Below are 18336 nucleotides of genomic sequence, written 5' to 3'. Positions count from 1 at the left end.
AGCCGCGCCGAAGGCGACGAGTGCTGCCACCGCAACCAGGGCTCAGCCGGAAGTTTCGATCGTGCTGCCCGGCCCTGCCTCGTAGCGGGCCAGGAGGTCTGTGCCACCCGTGAGAGAGCGGAGGGATCCCCACAGCTGGTCGTAATCGGCGTCATCTAACGGTGCGGGCAAGGAGGCGAGCACTCGAAGGGTGACTGGCGCCAGGCCGTGCGATCTGGCGGTCGATTCCAGCATGAAGACACCGAAATGAATCGGATGCGCCGGCTGCTGCACCACAGCATCAATCGTCTTGGTCGATAGGGGCGCCACCTTCTGGTTCTGGTCGTCGCCAACCATAGTGGATGCCGGCATCCAGTCGATCTGGATAGTCCCGTCATCCTGCACATACTGGGGGTACAGGGAGACCGCTCCCCCAGCGCGCAGTGCACGCTGGGCGTCTCTGGAGACTTCCTCGTCGAGAATCAGGGCGAGGTCGTCGATTGTTCCTGTCCAGATTTGGGGTGCAGATCCGTTCGAGAACAACCAGAACGGCGCGTCGCACGCACCGGCCGGGTTCGAACCGCTCACGAGCTCACACCGAACCTCGGGGCGCAATACGACCAGGGGCTTGGGCGAGTTATCCGTAGCTTCGGGTGACGCCGGCTGCACACCGGACAGCACGCTGACTTTATCCGCCCCGAACTGCTCACGAAGCATCGTCGACACTTCGGGTGCAATCGGATAGATGATCTGCGAAGTGCCATCGGTCCAGCCGTTCAGGTCCACCATCATCTGGCCCTCGGCGTTCCACCGTTCGTAGGATTCCCGGCTGGCCTGGTCTGATCCGCCGAAGAACGCCAGCAGCATAGTGCCGACAAACACCGTCGTCATGATCGCCGCAAGCACGGGAAGCGAGCGGGACCGGTTGCGCACAACATCGCGAGCGGCCAGCCGCGCGCCAGTGCCGAGCCGGGTAACGAGGGCAGCCAGAGCAGACAGGATGACCGGTGCAACGAGCAAAGCTCCGACCTGCGCCAGCACCGGTCCAGCGAGCACGAGCATGATGGACAGCTGGTAGAGCGAGCTGTTATCGATGACGCCGGGGGTGGAGAAACTCGCGGTCCCCGCAAGCGCGCCGCCGGCCGTCATGGCGACCCCGGCCACGATGATCGAGATTCCAATCCAGCGGCGGCCGGTGCGGTGCACGACCTGGGGGCTCCGTGCACCGCGCAGGGCGGCCAGTACGTCGAGGCGAGACGCCGTCCACGCCGGGAGGAGGGCGGCGATCCAGCCGATGAGCATGGCGAACAGGGCGATACCAATGAGAATGGGTATCGACAGGTGGTAGCCCCAGTACTGCACGGCGCTGCCGTCACCCGTGATCGCCATGAACAGCGAGCCAGAGAGAACGCCGATCGCGACACCGACAATGCCGCCGGCAAGTCCCAGCACCAGACCGCTCGCGGTCACGATCTGAAACAGGGTGCGCCGGTGCCCGCCGACGCTCGCGACGGTCGCCAGTGTGCGCTGCTGGTGCCTCACACCGACGGTGAACGCTGCGCCGGCCAGAAGGGCGACCTCCAGAACGGCGAAGGCAACCCCCGCTGCCGTCAGCGTCACGACCGTCGTCGCCGCGCCCTGCAGCTCAGCGGATGCCTGCAGCTGGTAGCTGCCAACGGGTGGCGGATCCAGCAGCACCGACTTCGAAAGAACGACGGCCCCCGACTCGTTCAGCTGCTGCACGGCCGTCCAGTTGAGGGCGTGGTCGAACAGGTAGAAATCGTCCTGATCGACGCTGGGCTGGGTGTCGCCGGTGAACGCACCGAGGCGCCCGAACACGGCGATCTTGGAGTCGGGATATTCCGCGACATCCAGCACTCCGACCACGGTGACCGAACGCTCGGGGTCGAGCAGAGTTGCCCTGTCACCGAGCCCCACGCCCAGCCGGTCAAGTCCGGCTGCGGTGACCAGGATTTCATCGTTGGTCTGGGGAGCGCGCCCGTCTACCAGCGCGTATTTGGGATCGAACTCGGCGTTCCAGGTCTCGCCCTCGACCGCGGGTATCCCGGCGATGCCGGTGGCGGTTTCAATGGTCACGTCCGTCGAACGCAGGGCGAGGAGAGTCGAATCGGCGGGAACGAGGGTGGCCGGATCAACCAGGTGGGCATCCGCTTGGGTGTTGACGGGAACACCAGCGGAATCCATCTCGACCTGATGCCACCCGGGCCGAGCGGGGCGCTGAATCAACGACGGATCGGGGCTGCTGATCATATTGATGCGGGCTTCGGCCTGGCCCAGCTCGACGGCGATCGTCTCGTCGACGGTGGGCACCATGCTCAGCCCGACCAGGGCAACGCCACTGAGCCCGGCCACCGGGATGGCGACCATGGCCTGCCCGGTCCATCAGGCCGACCGACGCGAGGGCGTCAAGGCCGGCGCGGCGCGAGTCGCGGCTGCGCCAACTGTCAAGTTCCAGGGGCAGCGTGACGTTTTCAAGGGCGGTCAGGGCGGGAATCAAATTGAAATCCTGGAACACGAAGCCGAGGGTGCGGCGGCGAAGAACCGCAAGCTGTTTGGCGGTCATCGAACTGATCCATTGGCCATCGATGACGACCTCGCCCGAGGTCGGCGTGGTCAGGCCGCCCGCAATGGTGAGCAGGGTCGACTTGCCTGAGCCCGATGCGCCCATCACCGCGACCATCTCGCCCGCCATGATCGTCAAATCGATTCCGGCCAGGGCAGTACGAGCAGTTTCGCCGTGTCCGTACTGACGCGAGACACCGTCGAGACGCAGCAACTCGGCGCTCATCGAACAACCGTCCCATCAGTCGAAGGCGTGTCGGTTCGCGCTGGTCGACCGCGTCGGCGCGGCTCGGCCAGCGGTTCGCTCGCGGCCAATCCCCGGGCTTTCGCTCGAGCCAGCCGAGAGCTGGAATGATCCAGCCAGCGAATTTCGGCCTCAGCTTGAAAGATCAACGAGTCGATCACGAGCAGCCAGGCGAGCTCATCGGTGGATTCGGGGTCATCCCCGGTGTTCTTCGCCCGGGTGAGCTGCTGCAGCGTCGTCATGGTCGACATCCGCTGCACCCGCACAATTTCCGCAATATCAACACCGGGCAGTGTCACGGCAACAGCCAGCTTGATGGCCAGTTCGTCTCGCGTCGTCTCCGGTCGCTGCACCGGGGAACGCAACCATGTGGTCACCTCGACGTGACCCGCAGCGGTAATCGAGTAGAACACGTGGCCGTCGGTGTCGGTGTCACCCTTCACGATCAAACCGTCGCGTTCCAACCGCTCCAGCGTGTTGTAGATCTGACCGACGTTGATTGGCCAGGTCGAGCCGGTGCGTCGCTCAAACTCAGCGCGCAGCCGATACCCGTAACTGGACCCCTGATCGAGAATGGCAAGAATGCTCTGGCGTACCGACACGACGACTCCCCAAGGATTTCATACACGATGCTTACATGCCGAGTATATACACACTCGACATGCATCCATCGACTTGCATCAGGTTCTATGGACGCAATTGATATATATGCCGGCCGGGAAGGTGTCCTTTCACGTCCGGCGCGAGCATCCGTTGCACTAGACAATCACGCCAGCTCTCAGCCATGATCAAACACATGGGGACTGTGTCAGGAACTACGAGAGGAACCGCGTCACAGCGGGCGACCAGGTCGGGTCGGCCCGGGCGAGAGCGGTTCTGGCCGACGGGTTACGCAACAAAACGGCGACGCGGGCATCAGGGAGCGAGCCTGGCGGCAGTGCTACTACTCACGCTAACGGCCTGTGCGCAGGCCCCACGTGGCCAGGTTGGTCCGACTTCGGATCCACCGCTCCCGGCCAGCCCTCCTGCCGGCGCGGAATCTGTCGCGATCGGATTGGTCAATATCTGGCGCGTCTCGGGCGCAGCAGACGAGAAACCCGATACCTGGTTGCGGTTGGAGGCGCCGGCGTTCCAACTCTGGCGAGACTGCGGAATGATCGACGGTTCGTGGCGGGCGACCGAAAGCCTTTTTCTTGCTTCGACGTACGGCGCTAGCGGTGATTGCGCTACGGGAGCGACCCTGCCGCGAGTGTCCTGGCTCGAATCCGTCACCGGTTATCGGGCTGCAGCCGCGGGTTGGGAACTCACCGATGCGAGCGGCGCGGTGGTCGCCACCCTCACCATCGACGGCAATCCCGACGCGATCCCGACTGCAGCCGAGTTCTACACCCAACCGCCCGTCATCACCGCGGCGATGCGCGAGACGTTGCGACAACCAGCCTCCGTGCCACCAGAATTCACCCCGGCAACGTCCGACGTCCTGGTTGGACGTTGGGTCCCGGTTTTTCCCAGCGGCACATCCGATCCGCACGTATTTTTCGCGGCGGACGGTTCTTGGGCGGGCTCCGATGGCTGCAATGGAGGCCAGGGCCGCTGGGCCGCCGACGGCCACGGAGCGCTCTTGGCCACGGCCGGCGCCTCGACCTTGATAGCGTGCGAAGGCGCCCCGGTGCCGTCTTGGGTGGCGCAGGCCAGATTGACCAGCGTCGATGATGGAGTGCTGCGGCTGCTTGATGCGGCCGGAGCAGAGCTGGGGCAGCTCAAACGTGGCTAACCCTCGTGCACGTTTCGATCACGATTGAAACAAACCGCGAACGGGCGTCTATCGACTGGTGCGAGGCCCCGTTTCGAGTTGAGACTGCACTGACCGATCACCAACGCCGTCGTCGTCACTCGCTATCTGCCGCGCGATTTCATCCAAAAGACGGTTTTCTTCTTTGCGAGTGAGGCCTGATCGGCGCTCGCGGTCGAGTCCGCGTTTTCGTTCGTCAGCAAGAACGTCCTCGAGGACTTCCTTCAGGTTCCGCTCGGTTCCGCCGGCGGCGACGAATCGGCTGCGGCTACGCCTCGCAAATGCGTAGTCACTACGGGGAAGCCATAAGGGCAGCGAGCGGGGTCCGGCCCAATAGTTGACGTTGTGTTCGATCAGCCAGTCATCGTCAACCGGGATGAGGTTGCCAGTATGACTGGCCACCTGTGCTGCGGCCCGCACAACCGTGGAGAGATTGTGTTCACTTCCGACAGCGTTGTACGTGCCGGTGAGGCGTCGATGCCCGGCACTGATTATCCACGCGGCCAGGTCCCGAACATCGATGTACTGTACGGAACGATCACGAACGTTCGGCAGGAGAACGGATTCGTGCGCAGCCAGGGCTAGCCGCGCGACCCAATAACCAAATCGGTCGCTCGGATCACCTGGCCCGGCAATAAGACCCGGTCTCGCGATGAGCAGGCGGTCGCCAACCGCCTCGGTTGTGACTCTCTCAGCGGCGACTTTAGCCTGTGCGTAGTCATCAAGGTCGAATGTCTCGACGAGGGAGGCGTCTTCTTCGGCTCCTGGTTCAGCGTTACTGGCATACACGGAGACCGAGGAGACCAGGGTCCAGTGCTGCGCGCTGCCGGCCAGAGCCACGAGTGCCCCAGTGACCAGGTCGGGCTCGTAGGCGAGCTCGATGATTTCATCCCAGGCGACGCCTGCGACCAGGTCGTAGGCTCCCGGTGTTTTCCGGTCAGATCTAATAAACGCCACACCGCCGGGGGCCGATCCAGACTCGCCTCGAGCAAGGCACGTTACGTCCTCGCCCAGAGAAACCAACTGCTCAGCTATCTCGCGACCGAGCCAGCCCGTCCCGCCAAGAATGAGTGTGCGCGTCATAGCACCCAGTCAATCGCACCAGCCGCTGAACTCGCGCTGGTTTCGCCCTAGGCGCAGTGACCTTCACCAAGATCATGCCGTCACGCTGTTCCCGAGTCTCAGACCCCTTGATGCGGCCGGAACCGAGTTGGGATTGCTGGCCGCTGATTGGCGGCACGTCCGCACGTGTTGGTACGTTGCCAGCATGGGGAAAATAAGCGTCGTTCCGATTATCGTCTCGGGTGTTGCCATAATTCTGGCGCTGGCGGGGTGTTCGAGCCCGGCTGCGCCGGCTTCGTCCGGCCCGTCGGCATCACCAGCGGCTGAGTTGTCGTCAGCGCCGGCTTCGCGGTTCGATGTAACCTGCGCCGACTTGGTGTTGAACGCCGAACTCGACGCTCTGTTCGGTGCGAACAGCTACGAGCCGCGATCGGACTGGGCGCCATCCGTGTCCCCGGTCACGTATGCCGTGCAAAACACCGGCGGATTAAGTTGCACCTGGGGCAATGACGACGCGCCCGTCGGTGGCATTCCCAATCCGGCATATGACGAATTGACCGTACAGGTACTGCCCGATGCCACGGCCGCGCAGATCGAATTGCATGTCGGCGATCATCCGCTCGATGACGCCCAGCCGTTCGGAGACTCGTCCGGCACGACCTGTTTCGCGAACGCCCGCCTGTGCACATCGAACATCGTCGTCGGCGAGGCCTGGATCGACGTGTTTCTGCAGGGGGTGAACGTTGCCGACCCGGCATCCGACGCCGACGTTCTGGCGCTCACTTCGCCGCTATTGAGCGCGGTTGCCGCACGGATCTCCGCCGCCGCGGCCTCGAACACCACGCCAGCCGTTGCCCCCGTCGCTGCGCGCACCGACTGCCAAACAATCTTGCCCGCTGCGACCGTGCAGTCCGTCTTCCAAACGGCCGAGCTGCCCGTGCACTCCACCTATCACAGCGGTGGTTGGGGCGTCATGACCGGAGCGGCAACACTCGCTGGCGTGACGCGCTGCATCGTAGGGCCGGCCGGTTCGGACGCCGCCCTCGCTAACCTGGAGTTGCTGCCGCACGGTGCGTGGGCCTTCGAACCTGCCCAGGTGCAGAGCGCCGTATGGAAGAACCATGAGACCGTGAGCGTCGCGGGAGTCACCGAACCGGCCTACCTTCTATGCCCGATTGGCACGGTCTCAGCCTGCGCGGTCGACTTCGTCGTCGGCGATGACTGGGTGCGACTGGGCACGTTCATCAACGGCCAACGGCCGGTTGCCGACGCCGATCGCGGCCAGGTACTGGAGCTGGCCGGTCTCGTCGCATCCGCTCTGGAGTGAGGTCGCGGTCGAGGACCGCCAGCGGAACACCCCTCAGCGCACATGCACTCGACGCGGCGCCGGTCAGCCTAATCGGCGAGCGGCCTCGGCAGCGGACTCGTGGGCGGCCGCCAGCTCGTGGTGTTGCTTGGCGACCTCGTCGGCGGGCGCGCCGAACCGTTCGCAGAGCGTGCGGGTGGCCACGATTGTTTCGAGCATCATTCCGAGGGCGCTCGCCAAAATCAGGCGGAGAGCGGGAATCGCGTGGTCGTCAAACTCGGTGGAAGTTCCCGTGTCATAGACCCCACCGCGGGTCGACACGAGCACGGCCGGGCGCCCGGCCAGCGGCTGCTGGGTGGTGGGATCGTCCAACGGAGCCGTCACCGACGGGAGGTGGATGTAGTCGATCCACGCCTTCAAGGTCGACGGCATCGAGTAGTTGTACAGCGGAACGCCGATCAATAGCACGTCCGCCGCGACCAGTTCCGCGATGAGTTGTAGCTGCAGCGCCTCCTGCTCCGGGCTCGGGCTGGCACCCTTCGGGCGCAGCCGGGGCGGAAAGTGCAGCGCGGCGTCCGTCAGGTGGGGCAGCGGCTCACGGTGCAGGTCACGGTGAACGACGATGTGATCGGCGCCAAGACTACGCCAGGTATCAGCGAAGGTCGCGGTAATCGCGCGTGAACGTGATGTGCTGAGATCTGCGGACGAGTCGAGATGCAAAAGTGTGGGCATGGCCCAAAGCCTAGAGGCAACGATCCCATCGGCGCCAAACCGTGGGCGGAGCGCACACGAGGCTGCGGCATCCGCTCTCGGCAAGCGGATGCCGCAGCACGGCTACTCCTCGTGCTCGCCGTAGCGCGGCGCGGCCAGGCTGAGCGTCTCGCCGCGGAAGAATGCGGGGCGCACCCGGGCCTGCACGATCATGATGACGACGCCGATCAGGAGAATCGCCATGCCGAGCACGAAGACCAAGCCGAGTCCGAAGATCTCGGAGCCGCTGCCGTAATTCGGGTCCATGCTATCGACCAGGGTCGTGCAGAACAGCACCGCCAGAATAATGCCGCCGATCAGCGGAAACACGAAGGTGAAGAAGGCGTTCCTCACAGTGGCAAACCACTGCCGGCGAAAGTACCAGACGCAGGCGAACGCGGTGAGGCTGTAGTAGAAGCAGATCATCATGCCGAGCGTCGTGATGGTGTCCCCGAGCACGTCTTCGCTGACGAAACGCATGATCGTGTAGAAACCGGCGGCCACGACAGCGGAGGCGATGGTGGCATACCCGGGGGTGAAGAATCGCGGGCTCACCCTGGCGTAGGCCGGCGGCAGGGCACCGTAGTGGCCCATCGCGAGCAGGGTGCGTGCTGGCGATACGAAGGTGGACTGCAACGAAGCGGCCGAGCTCGAAAGCACAGCGATGGACATGAGTATGGCGAACGGTCCGAGTGCCGGTCCGGCGAGGGCGAAGAACACGTTGCCCTGAATCTCCGGGTTGCCAAGCCCAACGCCGTCGCCGCCGACGCCGGCGAAGGAGAGGGCGGCTATGGCGACGAACAGGTAGAGCACCATGACGATGATCACGGTCAGGGTCGCGGCCCGGCCGGGCGTCGAGCGGGAGCCCTTGGTCTCTTCTGACATGGTCAGAGTGACGTCCCAGCCCCAGAAGATGAAGATCGACAGGCTCAGACCGGCAGCGAAGGCCGAGAATGAAGTAACGGCAAAGGGGTTGAACCACGAGAGCGAGACCGGTGTCGGGTCGAACGCTGATCCGTTGGCAATGTGCACGACGGCCATGAGGCCAAAGCCGACCAGCACGATCAGCTGAAAGCCGACCAGCCAGTACTGCACCTTCTGCGTGGTCTGCATGTCCCGGTAGCTGATCCAGGTGGCGATCAGAATGAACAACAGACAGGTGCCGACGTTGATGAAGGGATTACCGGCCAGGCCCGCGATCTCGGCGCTGTTGCCGAAGATCTGCGAGAGCATCAGGTAGAAGAAGTCGACCGCGATACCGGCAAGGTTGCTGAGCACCACGACGGTCGCGGCTATGAGGCCCCACCCTGCCATCCAGCCAATCCACGGCCCGAAGGCCCCGGTCGCCCAGGTGAAGCTCGTGCCGCTGTCGGGAATTGCCTTGTTTAACTCGCGGTAGCCGAGGGCAACGAGCAACATTGGGATGAACCCGGCTACGAAGATCGCCGGCAGCTGCAAACCGACCTCGGCCACCGTGGGGCCGAGCGCGCCGGTCAGGGTGTAAGCGGGGGCGATGCAGGAAATGCCGATGATGACGGCCCCGACGAGACCGACAGAGCCGGCACTGAGGCCCTTCTTGGAGATGCCTCCGGATGTCTGGTCAACGGCTGCGCTGGCGTTGAGCTCTTGAGTCATGGTCGCTTATTCCTCCACTGTCTCGGTGAAATCTGTCTCGGTGAAATCCGGCAACACATTGAAATCTCGCGGCACCACAATGAGTGGCACCGGCAATTCGCGCAGCATCTTCGCCGCGATCGAACCCAGAAAAAGGCGATGGGGCTGGGCGAGCCGGCTGGAGCCGACCAGGCAGACCTCGGCGGGGTCCCAATACAGGCCGCGCACGGCGTGCTCGATCGTGGTACCGGAGGCGACACTGGCCGTCACCTTGACTCCGTCCACTAGGTGGTCAGTGGCATAGTCGAGCACGCCCTTGGCATGGTCGGTGGCCAGCTGAATGGTCTGCGCGTCGGTGCCGGGGCGGTCGATCGCGACGAGGGAGACCAGCCGAAGCGGGGCATCCACTGTGCGCGCCAAGCGGATGCCGGCCGCCAGTAGTCCGTCGGCCCCCGGTTTAGTGCCGACCGCGCAGGTCACCCGGCCGATCGGTTCGTCGGTACCCATGACCCTGGACCCTTCCGGAGCGAGCGCCACTGGCACGTGCGCAGAATGCAGGAGCCCGCCGGCAACACTGCCGATCGCGAAGCGCCCGAGCAGTCCGTGAGTGGCCGCGCCCACCACGATCAGGTTCGCCTGCAGTCGGGCGGCAGCGGCGAGCAGCCCCCGGGTGAAGGAATCGGCGTGTTCGAGGTGGGTGTGCACCGAGATGCCGGCGGGCACAAGGGTGAGCGCTTCGGCCAGCCAGGCCTCGGCCGTCTCCAGCAACAGCCGGTCGTAGCCGGGATCGGCGGGGGTGAGTGTGGCCCGGTCCCCCGCGTTGAGCACGAGCACAACGTCGAGCTCGGCGCCCGGCGCGCGGGCGAGGCGCACACCGAGGGCGAGGGCATCCGCTCCCGCCGGGGTGGGGGTTAGCCGACCAAAAACCTCACGCTCTCACCCTGAGAGCGATGATCGCCGCTGCAGTGTCTTGCCCGACCCGGATGGCGCCGTCCACGTGCTGGTAGCCCTTTCCGGCCATGTCGCTGCACGAGAAGGAGATCGGGCCGACGGGGCTGCGGAGTTCGGAACCGTACCTGGCGAGCCCACCCATGTCGAAGCTCGCCGCGTAGGCGCCGCGGGTCCACTCTTCGGAGCCCCAGTCGCTTTCGTAGTAGACGACCGGGTGCAGCGCTTGCTCGCCGTAGTAGTGCGAGAGCGACTCGAGGATGCGGGCCTTGCGCTCGTCGGCGCTCAGCGCGAAGACGGCATCCGCTTCTTCATCGGAGACGAACCCGACGAGGGTGCCGCGTGGGTCCGCAAAGTTGGTGTTGTCGTACGCCTCGTGCACAAGCTCGTACGGGCTGAACGCCGTGCCGGAGAGGTCGTCGGCGCGCCAGAACGGCGTCTCGTAGACCGCATGCACCTTGATCACAAAGCCCATGGAGAGGTGCTGGTGCAGTTGCTGTTGGCGACGCGGCAGGGGCGGCACGAAGCTGATCCGGCTGATCAGGGGCGGCGGAACCGCCACGATGGCGTGCCGGGCAGTCACCGTCATACCGTCGGCGACGATGGTGACACCCGCATCGTTCCAGGTCACGCTGCGCACCGGCTGCCCGAGGTAGACGTCGCCGCCGAGCTTCTCGGCCAAAAGCAGCGGCACCTGCTGCAGCCCGCCGATGACGCGCTCGTCGAGAATGAAATCGGAGTCGACGAGGTTGCTGAACGACCCGGCGCTCGCTGCCATGAGCAAGGCCTGCAACGCGGAGAACGCGTGCGCCGGCTTGGTGAGCATCGCCCCGGCGATGAACATACCGATGTTGTCGCGGGCTTCCTGGTCGTCGGTCTGCGTCTCCAGCCAGTGGCTGAACGACACCTCGTCGAGTTCCTTGGCGAGCGGATGCTCCCACGGGCTGTCGGGGTCGATCTCGGCCACAAGGGCGTCGAGTTTCTCGATCAGACCCACGATTTGCGCCTCGGTACCTTCCGGAACCGGAAAGATCTCGCCGTCAAACCGACTGACCACGCCGGCACCGTTGATGTAGACGTTTTGGCCGGAACGATAGCGCGGGTAGGTGGCAAGGCCCAGCTCGGCCAGCGTGTCCTTGAGGGCGTGCTGGTCGGGCGAGACCCACTGGCCGCCGATCTCGAGCATGGCGCCCTCGATCTCGTCGGTCCACAGGCGCCCGCCGACGCGGTCGCGCGCTTCAAGTACGGCCACAGTGAGGCCGGCTTTGTGCAATGCTGTGGCGGCGGTGAGACCGGATGCCCCGGCACCGATGATAACGACGTCACGATCAATCGTGGTCATGGTTGCTCCTGTATTGCTGGTCGGACTACGACGAGGGAATGAGGGTGTATTTGGTCGAGAGGTCGTGGATGCCTTCGGGGCCACCCTCCCGACCGAGGCCGGACCGTTTGACACCGCCGAAAGGCGCTGCTGCGTTGGAAACAAGGCCGGTATTCAGCCCCATCTTTCCGGTGTCGATCCTGTCGATCATACGGTGCGCACGTGCGATATCGGTGGTGAAAACATATCCCGTCAGACCATATTCGGTGTTATTTGCTAATTTGATAGCCTCTTCGTCTGTTTCGAAGGTTCTAATGCCGACGACCGGGCCAAAGATCTCTTCCCGCACGAGGCGACTGTCGACCCCGTGAAGCTCAGCTTGCGCAGCCGAAGGTCGGCGTGATCCGGTAGCGAGGGCCCACCGGTCGGTGGGTGACGACCATCGTGCCTGTACCCTCCGGATTGGCACCGTAGCGACCGCTGATGCGCACGGCCTCTTCGCTGAACCAGCGCAGAAGCTCGCCGCCGTGGCTGACGTCGCCGTTGGCTTCGGCGATCGACTTGCCCATCTCAAGCAGGATCCGCTCTCCGGTTCCGGCTACCCACTGTCCGTTGATGTAGAGCTGGTCGGGTACGCGGGCCAAAAGTGCCGCGCTTCGCTCGGCGGTGGACGGGGGCAGTACACCCTCGATCACGGTGCTCATACTGCCGCCGAATCGGCGGCCAGCGCCTCGGCGAGAACCTGCAGGCCCTCGAGCAGCAAAGCGTCGGGAATGCTGAGCGGCGGCAGAAAGCGGATGACGTTGCCATACGTTCCGCAGCCGAGCAGGATGACGCCCGCTGCGTGGGCGGCGGCGATGACGCGGCCGGTGAGCGCGGCATCCGGCTCCCCCGTCGTCGGATCGACGAGCTCGATGGCCATCATGGCGCCGCGGCCGCGCACTTCCCCGATGCGCGGGTCGGCCGCAGCGAGAGAGCCGAGGCGCTCGCCCATGATCGTTCCGATTTCTGCGGCGCGCTCGACCAGGTGGTCGCTCTCGTAGGTATCGATCGTGGCGAGCGCGGCGGCGCAGGCGAGCGGGTTGCCGCCGTAGGTACCACCGAGGCCGCCGGCCTGGGGAGAATCCATGATGTCGGCCCGGCCGGTGACGGCCGATAGCGGCAGTCCCCCGGCGATGCCCTTGGCGGTGCAGATCAGGTCGGGCACGATGCCCTCGTGCTCGCAGGCGAACATGTGGCCGGTGCGGGCAAAGCCGGTCTGAATTTCATCGGCGATAAACACGACCTGGTTGGCACGGCACCAGGCCAGCAGAGTGCCGAGGAAGCCCGGCGCTGGGACGATGAAGCCGCCCTCGCCCTGAATGGGTTCGATAATGACCGCTGCGAGGTTGCTCGCGCCGATCTGCTTCTCGATCTGCGAGATGGCGCGGTTCGCCGCTGCCACACCGTCGAGTCCTCCGTCGCGCAGGGGATACGACATCGGCGCCCGGTACACCTCAGGAGCGAAGGGACCGAACCCGTTTTTGTACGGCTGGTTCTTGGCGGTCAGCCCCATGGTGAGGTTGGTGCGGCCGTGGTAGGCGTGGTCGAAGGCTACGACGGCCTGCTTGCCGGTGAAATGCCGGGCAATCTTGACGGCGTTCTCCACCGCTTCGGCGCCGGAGTTGAACAGTACGCTGCGTTTCTCGTGATCCCCGGGAGTGAGGCGGTTCAGGGCTTCGGCTACTGCGATGTAGGAGTCATAGGGCGCCACGGTGAAGCAGGTGTGGGTGAACTGGGCCAGCTGGGCGGCCACGGCTGCAACCACCCGCGGGGCACTGTTGCCGACACCGGTCACGGCGATGCCCGACCCGAGGTCGATCAGGGAGTTGCCGTCGACGTCGACGAGCACGCCTCCGCCGGCGGCGACCACGTAGACGGGCAGCGAGATTCCGACGCCGGCCGACACCGCTTGGGCCTTGCGTTCGCTCAGGCGTCGTGATTTCGGCCCGGGGATGCTCGTGACCAGCTTGCGTTCCTGGGCCAGCGTGGGGCCGCCGAGCGGGGTGTTGGTGCGGCGCGCAGTGTCTACGACTGTCATGAGAGTTTCCGATCCGAAGCGACGGGCTGCACCGCGGCCACGGTACCAATGCGGTAATGCTAGGCAGAACCCGGGCGCCACACTCTATTCAGACTGTATAATTCGTCATAATTAACTCGCCCACCTGTATAAGGCACTCATGCTCCCCAATTTGCGCCTGCTGCTCGCCGATACGAACCTCGGGCTCACCCTCTTCAACGATTCTGGCGAGACCGCGCCCGCACGACCGGCAATACTCGACCGCACCGTCGAGTGGGTGCACAGCTCCGACCTGGCCGATCCGACACCGTTTCTTTCCGCTAACCAGGTACTACTGACGACCGGTACCCAGTTCGGCAGCGATCCGGCAGCGGATGCCGACTACATCCTTTACGTGCAACGCCTGAGTGAATGCGGTATCACTGCCCTCGGTTTCGGCACCGAAGTGGTTCGGGACGGCACGCCGGACGGGCTGATCGCCGCCTGCGGCGCGTTCGGGCTGCCACTGTTCGAGGTTCCGTATCGCACCCCGTTCATTGCAGTGGCGCGGGCGGCCGGCGACCTCGTGGCGGAGGATCGGTATGCGCGGGCCACCTGGGCCCTCAAGGCACAGCGTGCCATCGCGCTCGCCGCGCTACGCCCCGACGGCTTGAGCGCGACGCTCGCTGAACTCTCAAGGCAGCTCGGTCACTGGGTGGCCCTGTTCGATGCGAGCGGAGCCCTCGACCGGGTCTTTCCGCACGCCACCTTCGCAGCAGCACCCGACGCACTCGCCACCGTGCAGTTCGAGGCTCGGCGCCTGCTGACCCGCGGAGCGCGTTCCAGCAGCACCGTTGAAGCCGGTGGTGAGACCCTGACTCTGCAGACCCTCGGCGGCCATGACCACCTGCGCGGCGTGCTCGCCCTCGGCGGCCCCCTCGCCCTCGACCAGGCCAGCACTGAAGTCGTCACGAGCGTCATCGCCCTGGCCGGCCTCGCCCTCGAGCAGAACAACGCTCTTGGTCGTGCTCAGGGATTGTTGCGCTCCGGGCTGTTGAACACCCTGCTCGTCGGCGATCACACTCTGGTCGACCAGATCTCTCGACAGATGTGGGGTGCCCTGCCCGCGGCCCCGGTGCTCGTCGCCGTCGTCGATGCGCCCGCTCCGCGCCGTGACGCCATCACCGACTACCTGGAACTGCGCGTCGAGGACTCCCCCGGGCAGCTGTTCTTCGCCCGCCAGGACGACACCATCGTGGCGTGTGTCGACCGTGCAGCCCACGGCATCCTCTCTGATCTGTGCGCACTCTTCGAGCTGCACGCCGGCCTGTCTGAACCGAGCAGCTACCGCCAACTTCCCCGCGCCCTCGATCAAGCCCAGCAGGCGCTCGCCCGGGCTCGGGAGCGCGCGCCGGGCCTGACCGAGTTCAGTCTCGTCGCCCGGCAGGGTGTGCTGGCGCTGCTGGCCAGAACGGATGCCCGTGAGGTTGGCCTGGCCACCCTCGCACCCGTGATGGCGCACGATCGGGCGCACTCCACCGAGTTGCTGGGCACCCTTCGCATCTGGCTGCTCTGCAACGGGCACTTCAGCGAGGCCGCCGCCCAACTCGGCGTGCACCGGCACACGGTGCGCACGCGCATTCAGCAGGCGGAGCGGCTGCTCGCCCGCGACTTGGGCTCCTTCCCGGCGCGCGCCGACGTCTGGGCGGCCCTACTCGCGACCGACAGCGCTACCGCGTAGCGAGTCAGTTCTTGAGGGTCCACGGCTTGCGTCGCACGAGAACGTGGCCGCGACTCGTGCTGAGGCGGGTCCACAGTCCCGACTCGAACAGGTGCACCGGTTCGTCGTCGGCGAGAAAGCCGAGGCTGAAGGCTGCGAAACCAGCCCCGGTCGGTACGAATTCGAGCCCCTCGACCGGACGGCCCCAGACCTCGGAGCGCACGCGTTCGACGATCAACTCTCTGGTGCCCTCCGGCACGGCGGCGGCAACCTCGTCGATGCCCTCGCGGGCAGCCGCTTCGAGGTGCGACGCCGGCGTCTGGCCGTGTGGTTCCCAGCCGCCTTTTGGCGGGGAGATGCCGGTCCAGGTCACGGTATTCACCTCCAGCGGAACGGTCACGATGACCGACACGGTGAGGTCCTGCGCGGTGGATTCGAGGCGTTTGAGGCGTTCCAGCAGCGACCGCACCGGTACAACCGTGTCGAGGTCGACCGGCTCCGTCAAGGCGAAGGTGCGCAGCCCCAGCACGGTCGGGCTCGCGTCGAGCAGACCGCGAGGATAGAAAATGGCGGTGTACACGGCGAGAACGCCCTCGGACGCCATGAGGCGCACGGAACCATCGAGGACGCGGCCGGAGCGTGAAAGAAACACGATCAAATCGCTGAGGGACTGGGAATCGGTAAGAGTGAATGACTGGCTCATCATCTCCTAAACTACCAAGATACGAAACATCCGCGTGCCGCGGTCGCGAACTTGCCCGAGGAGACAGCATGCACAAGCCGATGGAAGGCCTTCTGGCCGTCCTCGATCTCACCGACACCGGTGCCCGCACCAATGAAGACATCTTCACCGGTCCGTCCCAGTGGATGCCGCTGGGCCGCGTGTTCGGCGGGCAAGTGCTGGCCCAGTCCCTCGTCGCCGCGATGCGCACCGTACCCGACGAACGCCACGTGCACTCCATGCACGGATATTTTCTGCGTCCCGGCGATGTGAACCAACCAATCACCTTCTCGGTCGAACGCATTCACGACGGCCGCTCGTTCTCCACCCGCCGCACCCAGTGCTACCAGGACGGCGTGCCGATCCTGTCAATGATCGCCTCGTTCCAGGACGCCGATGAGGGTCTGGAACACCACATCGAGATGCCGAAGGATGTCCCCGATCCGGAGAGCCTGCCAACGGCATCCGATTCGCTTAAACACATCGATCATTCGGTGGCCCGTTACTGGGCGAGCGAGCGCCCTTTCGATATGCGGCACGTTCCTTCACCGATCTACCTCAAGGTGAACGGAGAACACACCTCCCGGCAAGCCGTATGGATGAAAACTTTTTCGCCTTTGCCCGACGACCCCGATCTGCACCGCGCCGCCCTGGCCTACGCCAGCGATTACTCGATCATGGAGCCGATCCTGCGTCGGCACGGCATCGCCTGGTCTTCCCCCGGCCTCAAGGTCGCGAGCCTCGACCACGCCATGTGGTGGCACCGTTTCGGTCGGGTCGACGAATGGCTGCTCTACGTGCAGGATTCACCGAGCGCCCAGGGCGGTCGCGGCCTCGCCACGGGCAGCATCTTCAGCCGCGACGGCGTGCTGCTGGCCACCGTGGCGCAGGAGGGCATGCTGCGCGTACCCATCGTTCTCGAGTGATTCGAACACCTACCAGGTCGGTTTGGATTCCAGGAGCACCCGCTCGTCGGGCATCCATCGGATGTCAACGCTCGCGATGTCGTTCTCAGCGACGCTCGTCGTTGCGGCAGCAGCAACCGTGGTGCCCGGGCCGGCAATCCAACTCGCCACCAGGCTTTCGTCGCCGGCGGTGTCGGTCACGAACAGGGCATAGGGCTGCGGTCCGAAGTCGTTTCCGCTCTTTGCATAGCTGCAGCTCGCGTCGATGCGGGTCCCCCAGTCTTCACCGGTCAGGCGAAACGTCGCGGTGAGCGGGCTTGGAACCACCGCGGTCATGGCTACGGCCGGTTGCCTGGCACTGGTGACTCGTTGGTCCAGCCAGCCAGGCACGACCAGGGCAGCGGATGCTGCAATCGCGGCGGCTGCCAGCGCGGCTCCCACACCGACCCAGCGGGTGCGCCGGGAGCGCGCCCTGGCAGCCTGCAACAAGCGCGGTAACAGTTCGGCGGAAGGTGACGCGCCGGCATCCGTTGCCGCCTGCGTCGCCGGGCCAAGGTGCAGGGCCTGGTCCAGCGGAACCAGGGCGAGCAGCCCTGGCAACCCGGCAAGGTGAGCGACAGCCTGGCTGCAGGCGGCACAGTCATTGAGATGCCGTTCGTAGTCCCGGCGGTCGCCCGGCGACAGGGAGCCCAGCACGTAGGCACCGTCCCAGTCGCTGTATAGATCTGCTGGAGTGGTCATCGCTCCGTCACACCTCGTTCTTGCAGTGCCAGTCGCAGTGCTCGCAGGCCGTAGTGCAGCCTGGATTTCACTGTTCCTTCCGGCACGACCAGTTCCCGCGCGGTTTCCGCCACCGACTGCCCCCGGTAGTAGGCGCAGACGATGACGGCGCGGTGATCCGGTGACAGGTCGTTCAAGGCATCGGCAACCAGCCAGGCGTCCAGCAGGGCGTCAGTCTGGTCGTCGGTTGGCACTTCGGGCAGTTGATCGGTCGGCACCTCGTGCCGTGCTCTGGCCGAGCGTCGGTCGTCGATCACGAGGTTGCGGGCCACGGTGAACAGCCAGGCCCTGGCCGAGACCTCGGTCTGGTCCAGCAGCCGCGGGCGACGCCAGGCGCGCAGCAACGTCTCCTGCACGACGTCGTCGGCGAGGGCTGTGTCGTGGGTTAGCCGCACGACGTAGCGCCACAGGAGAGGCCCGTGTTCGTCGTGGAGGGCCCGCAAGAGTTCGGCGCGCTCATCGGCCATGACTTACCTCCGCTGCTTAACACGAATATTCGGAGAACGTGGTTCAATTGCAGCCGTGAATCAGTGCACCGAATCGGATACCGCTTCGTTGATAATTACAGCAACG

15 protein-coding genes and 3 pseudogenes are annotated in these 18336 nt (G+C 65.2%); 4 read left to right on the top strand and 14 right to left on the bottom strand.

Annotation, left to right across the window (positions count from 1 at the left end; all coding sequences use genetic code 11):
• Positions 1-42: 42 nt before the first annotated feature.
• From E3T51_RS06475 to E3T51_RS06465, 3 genes and pseudogenes are all read right to left on the bottom strand, one after another.
• Positions 43-2367 carry an ABC transporter permease gene (locus E3T51_RS06475; RefSeq protein ID WP_134528923.1) on the bottom strand — a complete coding sequence of 775 codons (2325 nt, stop codon included), beginning with the start codon at positions 2365-2367 and terminating at the stop codon, positions 43-45.
• 76 nt (positions 2368-2443) lie between these two features.
• Positions 2444-2668 (bottom strand): annotated as a pseudogene (locus E3T51_RS17105) (ATP-binding cassette domain-containing protein); the annotation flags it as partial.
• A 116-nt stretch (positions 2669-2784) separates the two neighbouring features.
• Complete coding sequence (locus E3T51_RS06465; RefSeq protein WP_134528919.1) at positions 2785-3408, bottom strand: PadR family transcriptional regulator; 624 nt, start codon at positions 3406-3408, stop codon at positions 2785-2787.
• Between the two features lie 647 nt (positions 3409-4055).
• On the opposite strand from E3T51_RS06465, the gene E3T51_RS06460 reads away from it, so the two are divergent.
• Positions 4056-4580: an META domain-containing protein gene (locus E3T51_RS06460; protein WP_166806401.1), complete on the top strand. Its 525-nt coding sequence runs from the start codon at positions 4056-4058 to the stop codon at positions 4578-4580.
• A gap of 48 nt (positions 4581-4628) precedes the next feature.
• Here the strand turns inward: E3T51_RS06460 and E3T51_RS06455 are convergent, their stop codons facing one another.
• Complete coding sequence (locus E3T51_RS06455; RefSeq protein WP_134528915.1) at positions 4629-5681, bottom strand: NAD-dependent epimerase/dehydratase family protein; 1053 nt, start codon at positions 5679-5681, stop codon at positions 4629-4631.
• 184 nt (positions 5682-5865) lie between these two features.
• On the opposite strand from E3T51_RS06455, the gene E3T51_RS06450 reads away from it, so the two are divergent.
• The gene (locus E3T51_RS06450) at positions 5866-6987 is read left to right on the top strand and encodes a hypothetical protein (RefSeq protein WP_134528913.1); all 1122 of its coding nucleotides are present in this window, start codon (positions 5866-5868) and stop codon (positions 6985-6987) included.
• 63 nt (positions 6988-7050) lie between these two features.
• Here E3T51_RS06450 and E3T51_RS06445 read toward each other — a convergent pair whose 3' ends face one another.
• From E3T51_RS06445 to gabT, 7 genes and pseudogenes are all read right to left on the bottom strand, one after another.
• Positions 7051-7698 carry an FMN-dependent NADH-azoreductase gene (locus E3T51_RS06445; RefSeq protein ID WP_134528911.1) on the bottom strand — a complete coding sequence of 216 codons (648 nt, stop codon included), beginning with the start codon at positions 7696-7698 and terminating at the stop codon, positions 7051-7053.
• Between the two features lie 102 nt (positions 7699-7800).
• Positions 7801-9351: an APC family permease gene (locus tag E3T51_RS06440; protein WP_134528909.1), complete on the bottom strand. Its 1551-nt coding sequence runs from the start codon at positions 9349-9351 to the stop codon at positions 7801-7803.
• Between the two features lie 6 nt (positions 9352-9357).
• A pseudogene (locus E3T51_RS17415) lies at positions 9358-10221 on the bottom strand (universal stress protein); the annotation flags it as partial.
• Between the two features lie 37 nt (positions 10222-10258).
• Positions 10259-11704 (bottom strand): flavin monoamine oxidase family protein, encoded by a 1446-nt coding sequence (locus E3T51_RS06430; RefSeq protein WP_338145148.1) that lies wholly within the window; start codon positions 11702-11704, stop codon positions 10259-10261.
• A pseudogene (locus tag E3T51_RS17510) lies at positions 11646-11957 on the bottom strand (aldehyde dehydrogenase family protein); the annotation flags it as partial. The gene E3T51_RS06430 and the pseudogene E3T51_RS17510, both read right to left, overlap by 59 nt.
• A 16-nt stretch (positions 11958-11973) precedes the next feature.
• Positions 11974-12303, bottom strand: a complete 330-nt coding sequence (locus E3T51_RS17505) for an aldehyde dehydrogenase family protein (protein WP_420898415.1) — start codon at positions 12301-12303, stop codon at positions 11974-11976.
• Positions 12300-13679, bottom strand: a complete 1380-nt coding sequence (gene gabT / locus E3T51_RS06420; RefSeq protein WP_134528903.1) for a 4-aminobutyrate--2-oxoglutarate transaminase — start codon at positions 13677-13679, stop codon at positions 12300-12302. Before gabT ends, E3T51_RS17505 begins: the two co-directional genes overlap by 4 nt.
• A 139-nt stretch (positions 13680-13818) precedes the next feature.
• Here gabT and E3T51_RS06415 point away from each other — a divergent pair, with 139 nt between their 5' ends.
• Entirely contained in the window at positions 13819-15378 is a 1560-nt protein-coding gene (locus E3T51_RS06415) for a PucR family transcriptional regulator (RefSeq protein ID WP_134528901.1), read from the top strand.
• A 4-nt stretch (positions 15379-15382) separates the two neighbouring features.
• Here the strand turns inward: E3T51_RS06415 and E3T51_RS06410 are convergent, their stop codons facing one another.
• A complete protein-coding gene (locus tag E3T51_RS06410; protein ID WP_134528899.1) occupies positions 15383-16060 on the bottom strand; it encodes a DUF8185 domain-containing protein in 678 nt (225 codons plus the stop codon).
• A gap of 68 nt (positions 16061-16128) precedes the next feature.
• Between E3T51_RS06410 and E3T51_RS06405 the strand changes: the two genes are divergently transcribed.
• Positions 16129-17004, top strand: coding sequence for an acyl-CoA thioesterase (locus tag E3T51_RS06405; RefSeq protein WP_241989205.1), 876 nt, complete (start codon positions 16129-16131; stop codon positions 17002-17004).
• A gap of 9 nt (positions 17005-17013) precedes the next feature.
• Here the strand turns inward: E3T51_RS06405 and E3T51_RS06400 are convergent, their stop codons facing one another.
• Entirely contained in the window at positions 17014-17724 is a 711-nt protein-coding gene (locus E3T51_RS06400) for a zf-HC2 domain-containing protein (protein ID WP_134528897.1), read from the bottom strand.
• Positions 17721-18230: a sigma-70 family RNA polymerase sigma factor gene (locus E3T51_RS06395; protein ID WP_134528895.1), complete on the bottom strand. Its 510-nt coding sequence runs from the start codon at positions 18228-18230 to the stop codon at positions 17721-17723. The genes E3T51_RS06400 and E3T51_RS06395 overlap by 4 nt, the downstream gene beginning before the upstream one ends.
• Between the last annotated feature and the right edge of the window lie 106 nt (positions 18231-18336).

It is taken from the genome of Cryobacterium serini (genome assembly GCF_004404025.1).
GTDB classification, from domain to species: domain Bacteria; phylum Actinomycetota; class Actinomycetes; order Actinomycetales; family Microbacteriaceae; genus Cryobacterium; species Cryobacterium serini.
This window is presented reverse-complemented; position numbering and strand designations above follow the sequence as displayed.